The sequence below is a fragment of the Nocardia sp. NPDC059228 genome (assembly GCF_042754245.1).
Taxonomy (GTDB): Bacteria; Actinomycetota; Actinomycetes; order Mycobacteriales; family Mycobacteriaceae; genus Nocardia.
On record NZ_JBHZAL010000035.1, the window covers coordinates 29687 to 46011 of the forward strand.

At 64.7% G+C, this 16325-nt stretch carries 17 protein-coding genes; 3 read left to right on the forward strand and 14 right to left on the reverse strand.

The annotated features are described in order from the left end of the window. Positions 1 to 2: 2 nt before the first annotated feature. The 4 genes from ACFXKA_RS35170 to ACFXKA_RS35185 are packed head-to-tail and all read right to left on the reverse strand — an operon-like array spanning position 3 to position 3694. Entirely contained in the window at positions 3 to 845 is an 843-nt protein-coding gene (locus ACFXKA_RS35170) for an ABC transporter permease (RefSeq protein WP_379430612.1), read from the reverse strand. Further along, on the reverse strand, positions 842 to 1651 hold the full coding sequence (locus ACFXKA_RS35175; RefSeq protein ID WP_379430613.1) for an ABC transporter ATP-binding protein: 810 nt from the start codon (positions 1649 to 1651) through the stop codon (positions 842 to 844). Before ACFXKA_RS35175 ends, ACFXKA_RS35170 begins: the two co-directional genes overlap by 4 nt. Then, positions 1644 to 2510 (reverse strand): HpcH/HpaI aldolase/citrate lyase family protein, encoded by an 867-nt coding sequence (locus tag ACFXKA_RS35180; protein ID WP_379430614.1) that lies wholly within the window; start codon positions 2508 to 2510, stop codon positions 1644 to 1646. The genes ACFXKA_RS35175 and ACFXKA_RS35180 overlap by 8 nt, the downstream gene beginning before the upstream one ends. Then, positions 2507 to 3694: a CaiB/BaiF CoA transferase family protein gene (locus tag ACFXKA_RS35185; RefSeq protein ID WP_379430615.1), complete on the reverse strand. Its 1188-nt coding sequence runs from the start codon at positions 3692 to 3694 to the stop codon at positions 2507 to 2509. Before ACFXKA_RS35185 ends, ACFXKA_RS35180 begins: the two co-directional genes overlap by 4 nt. A gap of 98 nt (positions 3695 to 3792) precedes the next feature. Between ACFXKA_RS35185 and ACFXKA_RS35190 the strand changes: the two genes are divergently transcribed. Beyond that, entirely contained in the window at positions 3793 to 4545 is a 753-nt protein-coding gene (locus ACFXKA_RS35190) for a GntR family transcriptional regulator (RefSeq protein ID WP_379430616.1), read from the forward strand. A gap of 220 nt (positions 4546 to 4765) precedes the next feature. On the opposite strand, the gene ACFXKA_RS35195 is transcribed toward ACFXKA_RS35190, so the two are convergent. The 5 genes from ACFXKA_RS35195 to ACFXKA_RS35215 form a co-directional block, all read right to left on the reverse strand. After that, complete coding sequence (locus ACFXKA_RS35195; protein ID WP_379430652.1) at positions 4766 to 5002, reverse strand: zinc-binding dehydrogenase; 237 nt, start codon at positions 5000 to 5002, stop codon at positions 4766 to 4768. Positions 5003 to 5192: 190 nt separating this feature from the next. After that, positions 5193 to 5738, reverse strand: coding sequence for a 2,4'-dihydroxyacetophenone dioxygenase family protein (locus ACFXKA_RS35200; protein ID WP_379430617.1), 546 nt, complete (start codon positions 5736 to 5738; stop codon positions 5193 to 5195). Between the two features lie 121 nt (positions 5739 to 5859). Next, positions 5860 to 6348, reverse strand: a complete 489-nt coding sequence (locus tag ACFXKA_RS35205; RefSeq protein ID WP_379430618.1) for an ester cyclase — start codon at positions 6346 to 6348, stop codon at positions 5860 to 5862. A gap of 31 nt (positions 6349 to 6379) precedes the next feature. Continuing rightward, the gene (locus tag ACFXKA_RS35210; protein ID WP_379430619.1) at positions 6380 to 7048 is read right to left on the reverse strand and encodes an MBL fold metallo-hydrolase; all 669 of its coding nucleotides are present in this window, start codon (positions 7046 to 7048) and stop codon (positions 6380 to 6382) included. Positions 7049 to 7064: 16 nt separating this feature from the next. Next, entirely contained in the window at positions 7065 to 8210 is a 1146-nt protein-coding gene (locus tag ACFXKA_RS35215) for an FAD-dependent monooxygenase (protein WP_379430620.1), read from the reverse strand. A 107-nt stretch (positions 8211 to 8317) separates the two neighbouring features. On the opposite strand from ACFXKA_RS35215, the gene ACFXKA_RS35220 reads away from it, so the two are divergent. Further along, positions 8318 to 8905: a TetR/AcrR family transcriptional regulator gene (locus ACFXKA_RS35220; RefSeq protein WP_379430621.1), complete on the forward strand. Its 588-nt coding sequence runs from the start codon at positions 8318 to 8320 to the stop codon at positions 8903 to 8905. A gap of 397 nt (positions 8906 to 9302) precedes the next feature. Here the strand turns inward: ACFXKA_RS35220 and ACFXKA_RS35225 are convergent, their stop codons facing one another. The 5 genes from ACFXKA_RS35225 to ACFXKA_RS35245 all read right to left on the reverse strand — a co-directional run bounded on the left by ACFXKA_RS35225 (position 9303) and on the right by ACFXKA_RS35245 (position 15233). Continuing rightward, positions 9303 to 10187: a PaaX family transcriptional regulator C-terminal domain-containing protein gene (locus ACFXKA_RS35225; RefSeq protein ID WP_379430622.1), complete on the reverse strand. Its 885-nt coding sequence runs from the start codon at positions 10185 to 10187 to the stop codon at positions 9303 to 9305. A 23-nt stretch (positions 10188 to 10210) separates the two neighbouring features. Then, complete coding sequence (locus tag ACFXKA_RS35230) at positions 10211 to 11116, reverse strand: acyl-CoA thioesterase domain-containing protein (protein ID WP_354845726.1); 906 nt, start codon at positions 11114 to 11116, stop codon at positions 10211 to 10213. A 164-nt stretch (positions 11117 to 11280) separates the two neighbouring features. Further along, complete coding sequence (locus ACFXKA_RS35235; RefSeq protein ID WP_379430623.1) at positions 11281 to 12996, reverse strand: flavin reductase; 1716 nt, start codon at positions 12994 to 12996, stop codon at positions 11281 to 11283. Then, the gene (locus ACFXKA_RS35240; protein WP_379430624.1) at positions 12993 to 14222 is read right to left on the reverse strand and encodes a styrene monooxygenase/indole monooxygenase family protein; all 1230 of its coding nucleotides are present in this window, start codon (positions 14220 to 14222) and stop codon (positions 12993 to 12995) included. The genes ACFXKA_RS35235 and ACFXKA_RS35240 overlap by 4 nt, the downstream gene beginning before the upstream one ends. A 27-nt stretch (positions 14223 to 14249) precedes the next feature. Beyond that, positions 14250 to 15233, reverse strand: a complete 984-nt coding sequence (locus ACFXKA_RS35245) for an SDR family oxidoreductase (protein ID WP_379430625.1) — start codon at positions 15231 to 15233, stop codon at positions 14250 to 14252. A 37-nt stretch (positions 15234 to 15270) separates the two neighbouring features. On the opposite strand from ACFXKA_RS35245, the gene ACFXKA_RS35250 reads away from it, so the two are divergent. Further along, the gene (locus ACFXKA_RS35250; RefSeq protein ID WP_379430626.1) at positions 15271 to 16269 is read left to right on the forward strand and encodes an AraC family transcriptional regulator; all 999 of its coding nucleotides are present in this window, start codon (positions 15271 to 15273) and stop codon (positions 16267 to 16269) included. Positions 16270 to 16325: the final 56 nt, after the last annotated feature.

The window sequence follows — 16325 nt, forward strand, 5'->3', positions numbered from 1 at the left end:
TCTCATTTCCACCGGGAGCTCAGGCTCTCGGCGCGGGTCACCGCGATATTGAGCAGCAGTGCGACCACCACGAGCACGGCGATGGCGGCGAACGTGCCCGCGGTGTCGAAGGTGTTGGCGGAGGTCTTGAGCAGGTGGCCCAATCCCTCGTTGGACGCGGTGATCTCGGAGACCACCGCACCGAGCAGCGAATACGGCACGGCCAGCCGCATTCCGGTCAGGATCCACGACATCGTGTGCGGCAGAATCACTTTCGTCAGCCGTTGCCGGCCGTTGGCGCCGAGCACCGTGACGACTCCGAGCAGTTCGGAATCCGCATCCCGGGCACCGGCGAAGGTGTTGTAGAAGACGAGGAAGAAGCACACCAGCGCGGTCATCACGACCTTGGCCTGCAGGCCGATGCCGAACCACAGGATGAACAGCGGCGCCAGCGCGAGTTTGGGCAGGCTGTTGAGGGCGATAATGAACGGATTGAGCACATCGCCGAGGAATCGGATGCGGCCCAGCAGGAATCCGGCGGCGATTCCGGCGGTCGAACCGAGCGCCAGGCCGATGGCCATGGCCAGCAGGGTCGCTCGCGCATTCGAGGCCAGGGTGCCATCGCGGGTCCACTCGAGCAGCCGCTCTCCGATCGCCCGCGGCGAGGACACCCAGAACGGATCGATGACCGGTCCTGACAGTCCCTGCCACGCGCCCAGCAGCGCGAGGACGATCAGGATCCGGACCACGGACACCACCAGCCGGTGCGTGCGCTGGTTCCGGCGATAACGGGCGTCGAAGTCCGCATCGATCGCGCGAGCCTGCCCGCCCATCGCGGCAGTGGGGACAGCTGCGGCGGTGCTCATGCCGACACTCCCGACTCGACCTCGGGGCTCAATGCCGCCCAGAGGGTTTCGTGCAGGCGCGCATATTCGGGTGCGAAGCGTGCGGAGAACACGTCGCGGGGCTGGGGCAGCTCGACGGGTTCGTCCAGCAGGACACGGCTGGGCCGGGCGCTCATCACCAGCACCCGGTCGCCCAGCGCGATCGCCTCACCCAGGTCATGGGTGATGAACAGCACGGTGGCATCGGTGCGCGAACGCAGATCGAGCAGTTCGCCCTGCAGCACCGTACGCAACTGGCTGTCGAGGGCCCCGAAGGGTTCGTCGGCGAGAATCACTTCCGGCTCGTACACCAACGTGCGGGCGAGGGTGACGCGTTTGCGCATACCGCCGGACAGCTGGCGCGGATACGCGTCACCGAACCCGGCCAGCCCGACCAGATCGAGCACTTCGTCGGTGCGACGGTCGGTCTCGGCCTTGCCCAGGCCGCGCACTTCCAGGGGCAACCGCACATTCGCGCGCACCGTTCGCCACGGCAGCAAATTGTCCTTCTGGGTGACATAGCCGACGCGCGTGTTGGCTCCGGTCACGGTTCTTCCGTCGTAACGAACCTCACCGCGGGTCGGCTCCAACAGCCCGGCCACCATATTGAGCAGCGTGGACTTGCCGCATCCGCTGGGGCCGACGACACAGCAGAACTGGCCGCGCGGAATCGACAGCGACAGCCCCTCGATCGCGCGGAAGGAGCGTGTGGTGTCGCGGAATGTCATTGCAACGTCGGAGAATTCGATCAAGGCCGGAGACCGATCCGACGTGGGGTGATCACTCATGGTCACGTCCTCGTGCACTGGAGGGTTGATATCTTTCGGCCCATTCGAGCGTCAGCCGGGCCGCGGCCACGACCGGTTGATCGACGAATGTGCCATCGTCCAGGGCGAATCCGCCCGCATGGGCATCCGCCTCGGTGACAATGCGCCGGGCCTGCTCGACCTCGGCGGCCGTCGGCGCGAACGCCTCCGCGATAATCGGTAACTGAGCGGGGTGGATCGCGGCGCGGCCGCGCATACCCAGTCGACGTCCCCGCTCACACGACTCCCGCAGCCCCGCAGCGTCTTTGATGTTTCCGAACACGGCCATCGCCGGCGGTGGCAGCTGAGCCGCGGCCGCGGCCACCACAATGCGGCTGCGCGTCCATTCCAGCGCCTGTTCGTCGAGAGCACGCAGCTCGGCCCGCAAATCGCCCTCCCCCAGCGAAATCGCGGCGACGCCCGGGATGGCGGCGATGCGATAGGCGTTCTCGACACCTGCCGCCGTCTCGATCAGGCAGTGGAAACCGGCTCCCGCCCCACCCGTGCCGACGACGCGGATGGCCGATTCGATATCGGCCGGTGCTTCCACCCTCGGGAGACGAATGCCGGCGAGCGCGGGCAGCCCGGCGACGGCGTCGAGATCACGCCGCCCGGTCTCGGTGTGAACATTGTTGACCCGCACGTGGATCCGCGGCGCCCACGGTGCGGGCTCAGCCGCGGTCAGGAACTCGGCCACCGTGGCACGAGCCTGCTGTTTGCGCGACATTGCGACGGCGTCCTGCAGGTCGAGCACCACGACCTCCGCGCCGGAGACCATGGCCTTGCTCATCCGGTCGGGCCGATCGCCAGGGACATAGAGCCAGGTACCCGGGTATCTCATGCGACGACTCCGGCTTCCCGCCAGGCCTCGATCTGCTCGGCAGCGAAGCCGAGGGCTCCGAGCACATCGTCAGTGTCCTGGCCCGGTGCCCGCCCGGGCCAGCGGATTGCGCCCGGGGTCTCCGACAGCCGGAACAGCACATTCTGCATGGCCACCGTCCCCAGTTCCGGATCCGGCAGTCGCACAATGGTTTCCAGCGCCTTGTACTGAGGATCGCCGAAGATGTCGGCGATGTCGTACACCGGGGAGATCGCCGCCTGCGCCTCGGTGAACGCCTGGACGACCTCTGCGGCGTCGCGGTCGGCGATCCAGCTCGCCACCGCACCATCGACCTCGTCGACGTGCTGGACGCGGCCGTAGCCGCTCGCGAACCACGGCTGTGCCACCAGATCCAGGCGACCGACGAGGGTCATCACGCGCTCGGCGATGGACTGGGCGCTGGTCGAAACCGCCAGCCAGCGGCCATCCCGGGTGCGGTAGATATTGCGCGGCGCATTGTTGTCCGACCGGTTTCCGGTGCGGCGCGGCACCACGCCGAGGGCGTCGTAGGTGGTGATCTGCGCGCCGAGCATCATCAGGATCGGTTCGATGATGGCCAGGTCCACCACCTGGCCGCGGCCGGTGCGCTCACGCCCGCGCAGCGCCACCATGATCGCGAAAGCCGTTGCCAGCCCGGCGATTCCATCCGCGAGCGCCAGCGGGGGCAGGGTCGGCGGCCCGTCGGGCTCGCCGGTCATGGCCGCGAATCCGCTCATCGCCTCGGCGAGGGTGCCGAAGCCGGGCTCGTGCGAGCGCGGCCCGAACTGCCCGAAAGCGGTGACGCGGGCGATCACCAGGCGCGGGTTCAGCTCGTGCAGCACCTCCGGCCCGAGATTCCAGCGCTCCAGGGTGCCCGGACGGAAATTCTCGATCAGCACATCGGCGTCGGCGAGCAGTGCCCGCGCGATGGCCTGCCCCTGCTCCGCCGACAGGTCGACGCCGATCGGGCGTTTGTTGCGGCCGAGCTGTTTCCAGACGAGCCCGACTCCGTCCTTTCTCGCTCCGTGACCGCGGCTGGGGTCTCCGCGCCGCGGGTGTTCGATCTTGACGACGTCGGCGCCGAAGTCCGCCAGCATCGTCGCCGCCAGGGGCCCGGCGAACAGGGTCGCCGCGTCCACCACTTTCAGTGACTCAGGACACATCATGGCATTAACTTATAAGTTATAAGATGAGGCGTCAAGGGGTCCGTGGAGGCACTACGATCAGGACAGACGGCGACACGAGAAACAGGAGGCCCGACTCGATGGCACGGCGCAGCGCATCGGCCGCAACCGGAACGGGACAGCCCGACACCGGTACCACCGGATCCGCCCCGACCTACGCCAAGGTCAAACCGCCCGGCAGCCGCGCCAGCTACGTTCAGGACGTGCTCCGGTCGGAAATCCTCAGCGGCGCAATGTCTCCCGGCACGCCGATCCTGCAGGACAAGGTCGCCGAACGCCTCGGCGTGTCCATTACGCCGGTGCGGGAGGCCCTGCGGAATCTGGAATCGGTCGGATTGGTTGTCTACGAGCCGAATTTCGGCGCCAAGGTCGCCGAACTCGCCGCCGGCGAAATGGAAGAGCTGTATCTGCTGCGTGCCGCCGTCGAGGGCCTGGCCGCTCGGCTCGCCGCCACCTCGATCTCCCCCGCCGAAGTGCAGCGGCTACACGAAATCCACGGGGAACTGCGCACCGCGCTCGATGCGGGCGACCCCTCGCGAATGGCCGCCGCCAGCCGGCAGTTCCACGCCCAGATCGCCCGCGCCGGCGGACGCTCCATCATCGCCCGGCACCTGCAGTGGATCTGGGAGAGTCACCCCATCCCCATCGAACAATCAGTGTGGTCGAACCCGAAAGTGGCCGCACAGGCCGTGGACTCCAATGCCAGGTTGCTGGCCCTGCTCGAAGTCGGCGACGCCGAAGGCGCCGAAAACCATATGGTGCAGCAAGTCCGGCTGGCCGCCTCCGCCCGCCTGGCCACCATGCACAGTCGGGAGGAGAAGTCCGGGGCGTGACAACGGCACGAGATCGGCGACGAATCGCAGCTCGGCATCCCTCGTCGCCACCACGGCCGTCCCCGAGCGAGGCCGGGAACGCCGAAAACGCGAAAACCCTGTGGTGCAACAGATCCGGCTCGCGGCATCTGCCCACCTGCCACCATGCACCAGCACCGGCGACCACCCCGGAGATCGTTCCCCGCGACACGGGCGCAACGGCCGACTGGCTACCCGGGCACTACGACACGGCGAGAACGGTTTTCCCGATGGTCGCGCCCGATTCGACGCGGTGATGCGCCCGAACGGCCTGTTCGAGGGGCAGCATCGTATTCACCTCTGCGCGTACGGATCCGCCGACAACCAGCTCGACCGTTTGCCGCAGCGCGTCTCCCGCCAGATCTGGGCGGCCCGCGCTCAGGGCTCCGAGGCTGAAGCCGGCGACGGTGCGGCCGGCGAAGAACAGTTGGACGCGAATTGCGCCGACACGAGGATCTCAGAGAGCAACGCGCGCACGGTCGATCCCATCGAATCGATCATTTCAGCACATAAGGTTCACTGGGCCGCTCAACCACACCCACCGAACCGGATACGATCGGGCAATCCCAATCCGAACCGAATCACGCCGGGCCGAGGCCCGGCGTGAAATCGAAGTCACTACCGACTCCCTATTTCAGGGCGTTCTCGGCGGTACCCCCGGAGATAAAGTCCACAGGTCCCAAGCCTTGGGCCTTGGCCAGTTCCTCCGTCAGGTAGCGAAGCGCCGCAGCATCAAGGATCGAGTGGTAGCTTCCATCCTCGGAGAAATTGACATTGGCACCCTCGACACGCACGAGAATAACTGTGTCCTCGGTGTTCGATTCAGGGCAGACAAAGGTATGTGTGGATGCTGCGGGCTCAAAAAGGTAGGAGCCGGCCGTTTGTGGCTGTTCCGGATATTCGAGGTAATACCACTTGCCCGACAAGGTATAGACCTCAGCAATACCGGTGTGATAGTGGAGTGGAATCACCGCACCGGGCGAGAAGGTCGCCAACACCAGCCATACGCCGGCTTCAACGTCCAGTCGCAGGGGCTGAAAATGCACTCCGGAGCCTAGTGCATCCCTGATCAGCGGCGTTCCATTGACGTTTACCGTCAGAATCTCGGTCTGAGGCAGAGCGACAAAGGGAAGAAGCGCTCCGCTCGACGTCCGGATGGGACCAGGAAAATTCATGTTCAACCTCTCTCATATTTCTCGATAATGAATACGATTGCGAATCTCGAATGAGCGCGAGAGCCTTCCGCGCATCGGAATGTAAAGTCGTGACGATCAGCGCGCCGATCGAGCCCCCCTTTCAGCGCCGCATGATCCCTTGCTCACGCGCGAAAGAGAGTATCTGGCGACGGCTGCCGCTCTTCAAGAGTGCACGAAGAATCGCTTTCAGACCGATCTGACGGAGCAAACCTACCCGGTCGATCTCGTCCCAGTGTTCTACACAGATTCCGTCCTTGATCCGCCAAATATCAATCGAAGTCATTTCGACGTGCTTGCCGGTCGGAGCTATACCGATGAGTGGCCCGGTGTGCGTACCTGTCATAGAAATTCTGGCGACAACCTTATCGCCCTCGGCAACAATATCGTTGATCACCATCCGCCCATCGGGAAATGCAGTCTGGAGGATGTCCGCCATGCGCTTGACCGGCTCACGGCCGTTGGGCGTCGGATTATGCTGAATATAGTCGTCGGACATGAGGGAGTCGAGCAATCCGTGGTTTGCCACAGAAAATGCCTCCATGAGGCGCACCACCACATCCTTGTTGATATCTTGGATATCCAACGTCACAACTTCCTTCCCTGCGAATGATTCTTTGCGGTTATTGGAGGGCAGCCGCAAAATCGGCAAACCTGTCGGCATCACGCAATGCCGGCCCGTGCCCGAAGCAGACCAACTCCGGACCGAGCCCGGCCAGTCTGGCAATGGATTTGCGATTGCCCCGAGGATCCGCCGTCAAGAACTCGAACGGTTCCCGCAATCCGCGGACTCCCGTGAACGGATGGTGGCCGCTCGCAACATCGCCGAGCAGAAGAGTTCGGTCCGACTCGCGCCAGAACGCCAAGTGGCCAACCGTGTGTCCAGGAACTTCGAGGACTTCGAAACTCCCGACCCGATCACCCTCACGAAGCCGCCTGTCGACCGCCGCCGGCGGACCGCCCTGGAGGTGGCTCAATATCCTGGGAGCAGGATGATCCGGAAATCGGTCGTACATCAGCCCGAGCGTCTCGACCGCTGCAGCATCGGCATGACCGACCCATAAAGGGATTCCCAATTCCTCGCAAATTCGCCTGCTCGCCCCGAAGTGATCGGGATGCGCATGCGTTACCGCATGCGCCCGAATATCAAAACGCGCTATATCACGTAGTATGCGTCGGCCGCTGTACCTCGTTCCGGCATCGACGAGAATGCCGTCGATTACGTAGGAGTTGATAGAGTGCCTCGGATACCCGCAAATCTGGTATACATCCTCGGCCAGTTCGATGATCATCGCCATTCCTAAGTGTTCAGGCTACTGGATTTATCAAGCTGGCAACCGTGGTGCGCGCGAGATGATCCGATTCAAACCTCTCGACAACACGTCGACGAATGGCAAGAGCGGGTACAGTGCGCCTGTGAACCATCCATCCGTACTGACGAGATTTGCGCTGCATATCCCGGACTCGTTTGTACCTGCTGGTTTGGAAGCGATGCAACGCGTCCGGAACTTCAGTCGAGTCGACCAGAATTCGAGCCAGTGTGATCGCATCCTCGATCGCCATGGAACCGCCCTGCCCGAGGTCGGGGGTCATGGCGTGCGCTGCGTCCCCGATCAGAACTACTCGCCGCGAGATCCATTTGGGCAGGACTACCTGCTCGATATCGCCGTAATGGATCGCATCCTCATCGGGATTCGAGTCCACGATATACCTGGCCGGTCCCTTGAAATCGCCGAACAGTTCACGCAGGAGATTCATGTTCTCGGACGGATCACGCACTGCGCCGCGAGCGGAAAGAAAAGTAGAGTACGAGTACAGAAGATCTTCACCGATTGGAAGTATCCCCATTCTCCGACCACTACCCCAGAGTTCACACATACCTTCGAACCCCTGCGGTCGCGGGATAACCACCCGAATCGCGGAGTAGCCCACATAATGGCGATCAACCTCTCCGAAGACCAGTTTCCTGACCTTTGAGTTTCGCCCGTCGGCGCCGACGACGAGGTCGTACTCCGCGCTGGTCCCGTCGCTGAATTCCGCGACCACACCCTCGGCGAGCTCCCTCAAGGCGGTCACAGTGATCCCGAGTCGCGGACTATTCTCGAGCGAGCCGGCGAGGACGTCGTGCAGCGCCCCGCGGTGTATCCCGGTGGTCGACGTTCCATAGACATCCGCCACGGAGCCGAACCGGAATCCGTTCATGCGGTTTCCATCCGAGTCCAGGAGAGTCACGCTGTTGAGCTGAACCCCACGCTCCTGGACCGCATTCCCCAATCCAATGGAGTTCAAGGCCAGAACTCCGTTGAATCCGATCGCAATTCCAGAGCCGACCGGGCGCCATTCAGGCGCGAGGTCGATTACATCAGCGGAAGCGCCGTGACGCTTCAAAGCGGCAGCAAACGTCAATCCCGCAATCCCGCCACCGACAATCAAGATCCTCTGTGGTATCGCCACCAATACTCCTTCAGCAACCAGCCTGCTTTACTACACTCGTAGTAGTTCTTGCTACAGTTGTAGACCTACTTACTAGGGCTGTCAAGAGTGGATGGGATACTGACCTCATGCGACAGAGTTCAGATGTCATCGACCGCCGCGCCCGACTGCTCGACGCCGCGATTCAGGTGATCGGCACGAAGGGCCTCGCAGCGGTCACGCACCGGTCGGTGCAGGAGACCGCCGGCGTACCGCATGGGGCTGTCACTTACTACTTCGGTACCCGTAACGATCTGGTGGTTGCCGCAGTCGAGCGCCTCGCCGAACTCGACGAGAAGCGCCTGACCGACCTCATGCACGAGCTGATGCTGGTACTGGCCCGACGCTCACCGGAGCCGGACTACGACTCGCTTCAGCAAGCTCTCGTCGAATGGATCGAAAGTGACCCGATCCACCAAATCGCAAGGTACGAGGTACTACTGGAAGGCACCCGGAATCCTGCGGTTCGAGCCGCCGTCAGCAGCGGCGCTGCCGCGATGTGGCGTGCGGTCAGGCCGATCGCCGTTGCAGCCGGTTCCGACGACCCCGATCAGGACGCCCGCATTATCGTCGCACTGCTCGACGGCCTGATCTTCGATCGATTCACCCGCGCACCCGACGATCTGACTCCCTTGCGCCATGGGCTGGAGCGCGTGCTGAATACCTGGCGTCCGTAGCAGACCGCTGTCGTCGCGCCGCGGGACGCGAATCCGATCCGACCGCGGCGGTCATCGACTCGCAGTCGATCCGCGCCGGCGAAATTGCCGCAGCGCCATCCGATTTCGACGCAGCGAAGAAAGTGGCGGGCCACAGAACGCGATGTCATCGTCAACTGTGTGGGCCTGCTGCTGATTGTGCTCACCGGCGCGAGCACCCCAGGACCGCGACGGCGCCCGGCCGGCCCTGGGACAGCTGTGGGAACCGTCCAACACCATCGGCCTCATCCGGGCCGACGGCGCCTACGCCGGCGGCGTGCGCGCGGCGATCGACCAAAGCTGATCGAGCAGGAGTCGACGCCGGTCGAGATCGGTTGCGACGCGGCAGCCCAACATACGGATAGACCTGCGTCGGGGCTCAGCGCTCCTTACTCACCGCGCCCCGCCTCTTCGTGCGCTGCCCATGAATCACGGCCAGCGCGTGCTTCTGGGCGAGTATGGCCAGGGCCTCGTTCAGTTCGTCGAACAAGGTGCCGGCGGCCTCCCCGTTCCATGCCGGGGGCAGTAGTGACAATGGGAGACCGGGGTCACGGTAGGGCAGCCGGCGCCATTCGGTCAGTATCGGGACGTAGAGCTGGAACGCTTCCTGCGGGGCGATATTCGTCGCAGTGACCTGGTAGAGGACGGGCCGATACCGCTGGAGGAAGTCTGTGTACAGCTGAGTGAGCTCTGGCAGATTCCACCATTGACGCACCTTCGCGCGCATGTCACCGAATCCGAGGTGGCGGCCGGTGAACATGTCGACGTAGCCGGACAACTCGCGACGGTCCAACATCTGACGGGTCTCCCGGGCCAGTGTTCCGGGGCCGACCCAGACGCCCGGTGCCGCCGTGCCGAAGCCGAGCCGGGTCAGGCTCGATCGGAGCGCGTGGCGTTTCTCGCGCTCCGACTCGGGCACCGAGAAAACGACCAGAATCCAACCGTCTTCCTCGGATGCCCTGGCGCGATGGAAGATTCTCACATCGCCTTCGGCCAACGCCTCCAGCGTCGATTCCGACAGGGAGTATCCGACCGCACCGGCGTTCTGCTCGCTCAGTAGTACGCCGCGTCGCTTGAGCCGTGATATGGAGGATCGGACCGCCTGGGCATCTACTCCCAGATCTCCCATCAGCGCGATCACCGACGCCGTGGACAGCCAGTTGCCTTCGGCACGCGCGCACAGACCGAAGATGGTGATGATCAACTGAGCGAGGCGAGCTTCTCGTCCGCGCACATTCGGCACCACTTCCAGCCCTGTCGTCATATTTGCACCATACGTCCCCCGGGTCACGAGGCGCGAATCATTCCCTCCTGCAAGACAGTTGCCAGGTGACGCTGGTCGCGGTCGTAGAAGCGACCGATTCCGACGCCGCGCCCGGCGTCAGCGGCGACCGCTTCCTGTACGTAGAGCAGCCAGTCGCCGACCCGGCCGGGGCGGTGAAACCACATCGCGTGGTCGAGACTGGCGGTGACCAGGCCGGGCCGGGCCCATGGCAGGTCGAGCACTCGCAGGACGGGTTCGAGGATGGTGTAGTCACAGACGTAGGCGAGGGCGGCGAGGTCACGCTGGGTATCGGTGAGGCCGTCGACCGGCCGAAGCGGGTCGAATGGTTTCACCCACACCGCTTGGTGCGGTGCCTTCTTTCCTTCAACCGTCAGGTATACCGGGCCCGGTACGTGGCGCATGTCGAAGCTCCGGCCTTCGGACCAGTAGGTTTTCGACTCATCGGTCATGGTCCCGCCGTGACGGTCGGCGAGATATCGCGCGGAGCTGGGCAACTCGTCCGGATCGGGGACGGGAGTCGCGATGTGCCCGGCGAAGGTGCCGCCGGATTCACCAGCTGCGAAGTTTGCCAGGCAGACGTAGACCGGCCTGTCGTTCTGATAACCCCGAACCTGGCGGGTGCTGTAGCCGCGCCCATCTCGCAGCAACTCGACCTCGTAGCGCACTGCCGCCCCGATATCGGCAGGGCGGAGGAAGTAACTGTGCATCGAATGCAGCGTCTTGCCATCGGTCACGGATCGCATCGCCGACGCCGCCGCCTGAGCCACCAGATCGCCTCCGTACGCCTTGGGCCATGGACATGGCTGAGTGATGGCATCGAAGGCCAGATCGAAGTGCTGCGGCTCGGTCGGCGTCAGCGTGACCGCCGCAGTGAAGATCGCGGATGTGGTCGGGGTTTCGGTCTGCATCGATCCGTCCGTTCAGAGCGTGGCCGGCAGTACGAACTGCGGCAGCAGTTATATAGAGTCAACATTTCGATCGTCACGAACAATCTACATCATGCGACAAGGTGGTGGCCACGCGACGGCAACCACGGCCGCCCGGACGATCGGTGGATGAGCGCCCCTGTCGTTCAGGAGAAGTCGGGATGATCGGCGGCGATTCGGTAACCCCCGGAGTGGAAGACCAGCGGCTGACCATGACAGGTGTCGAACTGCTCGACCTCGCCGATGAAAATGACATGATCACCGGCTTCCACCCGCTGTACGGTCCGGCACTGGAAGCGGGCGATGCTGTTGTCCAGCAATGGAACTCCCGCGATACCGTCGTGGTGGGCCACACCGGCGAACTTGTCCGGCGCGGGCGTGGCGAACTGCCGGGAGAGTTCGTGCTGGTCGACGGCGAGCACGTTCACGGCGAAATGAGACGCCGCGACAAGGTCGGGCAGACTCGGCGCCTTCTTGGCCGGGCACCAGGCGACCAGCGGTGGATCCAGCGAGACCGAGGTGAACGAGTTGGCGGTCACCCCGACCTTGCGGCCGTCGGGTGCGCGTGCGGTCACGACCGTGACACCGGTCGCGTACAGCCCGAGGGCATTTCGCAAGGCCCGCGGGTCGACCGCAGTCGATTCGGACCGGACCACATCGAGCACGCGCTCGGCGTCGGACCGGTCGAACCACCAGTCGTGCACGGCGCTCGGGTCGTCGAATCCAGCCGCGAACAGCCCGGCCACCGCCGGCTCGTCCGCGGCGATCCGCACGAAATCCAGTACATGCTCGGGGATCTCGGTGAGCATGCGGTTGGTCCACGCCACGGACCACCGCCCCCAGTTGCGCCAGAAGGATTCGAATACCTCGTGCATCCACTCGGTGTCGAACGCCTTCGCGCCGTGCCGCAATACCGCATCCAGGTAGATACCTGCCGCATGGACAGCGTTGTTCGCGCCCTGCGCGGTCAGCGGATCATTGAGCACCACCGCGTCGGCCAGGCCCAGCACCGGATGTCCGGACGCGGTGAAGGCCACCGGCCGTCGCACCGTGGGCGTCAACCGGCCGCGCAGCACACCGCCGTCATCGGTCAGCTCGATGTCGCGGGCGCGGGCCGCGATCTTCGGAAACGCGTCGTCGAGGACCTCCACGCATCGTCGCAGATGCTCCTCCGGTGTCTTCACGTTGTCGAAGCGATCGATCGGTCCGCCCGGGATCGCTTCGACGACCAGGATCGAGCACGGGCCGGAGGTGGTGAGCGCAGGCAGCGTGATCACCTCCCCTGCCCCCGGCATCACCGAGATGGTGAGGTCGGCGCCGGAGTCGTCGGGCAGCAGTCCGCGCACGTACGCCACGGCCAGCGCCCGCTTCGGACGGTCGTACGGCGACCGCACCCGATCACGGACGAACATCCGTCCCAGGTCTCCGGCACCGGTCGCCACGATGGTCAGACTATGGTGTGCCGCAAGGGAATCCAGACGTTCCACGGTGACGTCCTCGACGTGGAAGCTCCCGCCCTCGGCGATGAACGCCTCGATCAAGGCGGCGCAGGCCACACGCTGGTCGATCGAGTACGCAGGAGTCTCGAACGCCGAAACCACTTCCCCCACACCGTCGATGCTCAGTGCAAGACGGGCAATAGCGGGGGCATCTTCCTCGACGTCGACGATACGGCTCAGGACCCGTAGGGCCGACCCGAACAAGCATTGACTCGACAGCACCGAACCGGTCCGGACCTCGTCGGGGTGGCGGTCGCCGATCAAGGTCACCGTGCAGCCGTGGCGCCGCAGCCCCAACGCCAGCAGGGCTCCGGCCTGTCCTGCCCCGATGATGGCGAAACGGTGGGGTTCCCGGGCGTTCATGCCGCCGGGGCGAGGTCGTCGAGGTACGACCGCGCGCTGTCGGGGTCCATGAACCAGTGGAAGAAGTCCCGCGGGTCGTCGAAACCGTTCGCGAAGCGACGAGCGATACGCGGACTCGTTCCGGCCGCGCCCAACATCGCCAGCGCGTGTTCGGGTGGGGGAACCAGTAGCCCGTTGGTCCAGGCCACCACGTACTTCGCGTAGTCCCAATACCTTTCGAACGTGTCGTGCATGAACTGCCGGTCGAAGGGGCGCTCGTCGTGCTCGAGGATGCTCGCCAGATAGGAGGCGGCACATTTGGCGGCGTTGTTGGATCCCTGCCCCGTGATGGGGTCATTGAGCACGACGACGTCGGCCATGCCCAGCACGGGAGCTCCCGAAGGAAGCACACCGATCGGCCGGCGCACGGTGGGTGGGAAGCGACCGGCGAGCACGCCGAGGTCGTCGGTGAGCTCGAGGTCGCGGCAACGTTCGGCCTCCCACGGCAGGTAGGTGTCGACGATCTTCTTCGCGGTCTCGAGGTGCTGGTGCGGGTCGGTGACACCACCGAAGCAGTCCATCGGACCGCCGGGCACACCCTCGATGACCATGATCTCGCACGGCCCGGTCGTGGTCAGCGCCGGAAATACGAAGTACTCGCCGATTCCGGGAACCATATTGAACGACACCGCCGAATACGGTTCGCGGGGTGCCATGCCGGTCACGTACGTGAGCGACAACGCCCGTTGCGGTCGGTCGAATGTCGAACGGGCCGAGTCACGTTCGAACATCTGGGCAATGTCACCCTTGCCCGCCGCCACCAGCACCAGGTCGGACTCGCGCGCATATCTCTCGAGGTCGTCGAGGCCGGCATCGTGGATGTCGAGCTGACCACCGCGGTCTTCGAATTCGCCCATCCAGCGTGGCATCTTCACCCGCTGGTCGACAGATTGCGCCGGAAGGTCCAGCCGGGACGCCCAGGAGATCGCCTTACCCCCTTTGTCGTCGGGAACGGTGAACGCGATGCCGTCCACATCCGGACATCCCTGGGCCCAGAAATCCAGACGGAGCGCATGTTCTCGGGCCAGCGAGCTGCCGAACATGCACTGGCTGGAGGTCACCCGGCCGGTGAAGATCTCTTCGGGGGTGCGGTTCGACACGATCCGGACGTCGTATCCGGCATCCAGCAGACCCATGCCGAGCTGCAGGCCGGACTGACCGGCACCGATGATGGTGATGGTACGCATTGTGTTCCTTCGATTTTCGGGTTCGGGTCAGTGCGCCGGAGCGCTCTCGGCGGCGAGTCGCGGGATGGCACTCACCGTCTGCTCCGGGCCGAGAGCGGAGTAGCCGCCGTCGACGGCCCAATCGGCGCCGGTGACGAACGACGCCGCTTCGGAGGCAAGAAAGGCGATCACACGACCCACCTCGGATGGGTCGCCGGTACGGGCGAGCACGTGGAAGGGCGCCGCGACGGAGTCGGTGTGCGCGCGGTCGCCGGCGGAAAGCTCGTCCATGATCTTCGACCAGGTCCAGCCCGGGCTCACCGAATTGACCCGGATACCGTCAGCGGCGTAATCCAACGCCATGTTGCGGGTGACCTGGGCGATAGCGGCCTTGCTTGCCGGGTATACCCACCGACCGGCCTGCGCGACCTTCGCCGAAATCGAGCTCAGGTTGACGATGGCTCCGCGACTCCGCGCCAGATGGGGACGGGCGGTGGCAGCGAACAGCACCGCGCTGACCACATTGACGTCCAGGGTCCGCAACCAGGTTGCCCGGTCGGTGTCGGCGCCATCGTCTCCGTACGAGCAGGCCAGATTGACCAGGACATCGAGCGATCCGAACCTCTCGACCGTCGCGCTGACGCAACGCCGGATGGACTCATCGCTGGTGATGTCGGTCCGGACGAACGCGGCCCGGTCGAACTTCTCGGCAACCGCAGCGCCGCCCACCTCGTCGATATCGGCTACCACCACCTGTGCGCCCGCGGCGACGAGCTCGGCGACGACACCGGTCCCGAACAGGGTGGCGCCACCTGTGACGATCGCCGTTTTCGTGGACAGTGAGATTGAGGTTGACATGCGGCCCTCCGAACAACACCCGCTAATGTGACCCGAGTCACGGTAAGGAGCGGCTGGATCGTCGGCTATCCCGCAAACGCGGAGCTTGTCCGCACAGCGTCGATCCACCGGTTCTTGACACGCATGACGCTGGAATAGCACAAACTGGTAACGCGCAATCATGACGATGGTCAACAAGACGATATGTGCGCGTGTGCCGCCTGGAGGAAGCATGAACGATGATGAGCGCCCGCTCAGCCGATACCGCCTAGCGGCCTCCAGCGACCCTGACGTCGTACGCGACACCGTCGGCCAGGCCTTTTGCGACCACCGGCTGTCACCGCTGAGCCGCAGTACCGGACTCGACGCACACTTCAACGGCCTGCGCTGGAACAGCGTGGGCGTGTACTACCTGGAGTACGGCACCGATGTGCGCATCGACCCACGCGACCTCGACGACTTCTACCTCGTCCAGGTCCCGCTCGTCGGTCGCGCCACGATCACCGTTGGAGCCGAAAGTTTCACCTCCACACCGGAAGTGGCCTCGGTACTCGAACCCGGACCGCGGGTATCGATGTCGTGGGAAGGGGCGAATCGGCAACTGCTGCTGCGCTTGGATCGCGCATCGGTTCACGACGTGCTGCGCAAGAAGCTCGGAAGGGAACCGACCACGCCCCTCGCATTCACCCCGCGGATGGATCTCACGACCCCGGCCGGCCGCACCTGGAGCGGGCTGCTCAAGCTATTGACCGATGCCGTCGGCTCGGCCGAGATCCCGGAGTCCATACCTGTCCGGGAATTCGAAGGGCTCCTCGTCAGCCAGCTGCTGCTCTGCCAGCCGCACAACTACCGCGACGAGCTCGACCGGCGACCACAGCCGACCGTGGCCCGGCCCATCGCGCAGGCCGCGGACCTCATCGAAGCCCACGCCCATGAACCCCTCACCATCGACGACATCGCCGAGGCAATCGGCGTGAGCACACGCACGCTCCAGGACGGCTTCCGCCGCTACTACGACACGACACCGATGGCATACCTGCGCGATGTACGACTGCGGCGCGTGCGGACCGACCTGCTGGCGGCCGATCCGACAACCGCCACGGTGACCGATATCGCGATGCGGTGGGGATTCCTGCACCCCGGCCGTTTCTCGATCCTCTACCGCGATCGCTATGGCGAATCACCGTCGCAGACGCTTCGACTGGAACGTGACCGCACCGTCCGGAAATAGCACACACCACAAGGCAAATCCCCCGCCCGTAGCCGGGCGGGGGACGTAGACAGATC

Excerpts from the sequence above, each read along its gene's own strand:
- ACFXKA_RS35170 (WP_379430612.1), bottom strand. The coding sequence starts at position 845 with ATGAGCACCGCCGCAGCTGTCCCCACTGCCGCGATGGGCGGGCAGGCT.
- ACFXKA_RS35175 (WP_379430613.1), bottom strand. The coding sequence starts at position 1,651 with ATGAGTGATCACCCCACGTCGGATCGGTCTCCGGCCTTGATCGAATTC.
- ACFXKA_RS35180 (WP_379430614.1), bottom strand. The coding sequence starts at position 2,510 with ATGAGATACCCGGGTACCTGGCTCTATGTCCCTGGCGATCGGCCCGAC.
- ACFXKA_RS35185 (WP_379430615.1), bottom strand. The coding sequence starts at position 3,694 with ATGATGTGTCCTGAGTCACTGAAAGTGGTGGACGCGGCGACCCTGTTC.
- ACFXKA_RS35190 (WP_379430616.1), top strand. The coding sequence starts at position 3,793 with ATGGCACGGCGCAGCGCATCGGCCGCAACCGGAACGGGACAGCCCGAC.
- ACFXKA_RS35200 (WP_379430617.1), bottom strand. The coding sequence starts at position 5,738 with ATGAATTTTCCTGGTCCCATCCGGACGTCGAGCGGAGCGCTTCTTCCC.
- ACFXKA_RS35210 (WP_379430619.1), bottom strand. The coding sequence starts at position 7,048 with ATGATCATCGAACTGGCCGAGGATGTATACCAGATTTGCGGGTATCCG.
- ACFXKA_RS35220 (WP_379430621.1), top strand. The coding sequence starts at position 8,318 with ATGCGACAGAGTTCAGATGTCATCGACCGCCGCGCCCGACTGCTCGAC.
- ACFXKA_RS35225 (WP_379430622.1), bottom strand. The coding sequence starts at position 10,187 with ATGACGACAGGGCTGGAAGTGGTGCCGAATGTGCGCGGACGAGAAGCT.
- ACFXKA_RS35230 (WP_354845726.1), bottom strand. The coding sequence starts at position 11,116 with ATGCAGACCGAAACCCCGACCACATCCGCGATCTTCACTGCGGCGGTC.
- ACFXKA_RS35235 (WP_379430623.1), bottom strand. The coding sequence starts at position 12,996 with ATGAACGCCCGGGAACCCCACCGTTTCGCCATCATCGGGGCAGGACAG.
- ACFXKA_RS35240 (WP_379430624.1), bottom strand. The coding sequence starts at position 14,222 with ATGCGTACCATCACCATCATCGGTGCCGGTCAGTCCGGCCTGCAGCTC.
- ACFXKA_RS35250 (WP_379430626.1), top strand. The coding sequence starts at position 15,271 with ATGAACGATGATGAGCGCCCGCTCAGCCGATACCGCCTAGCGGCCTCC.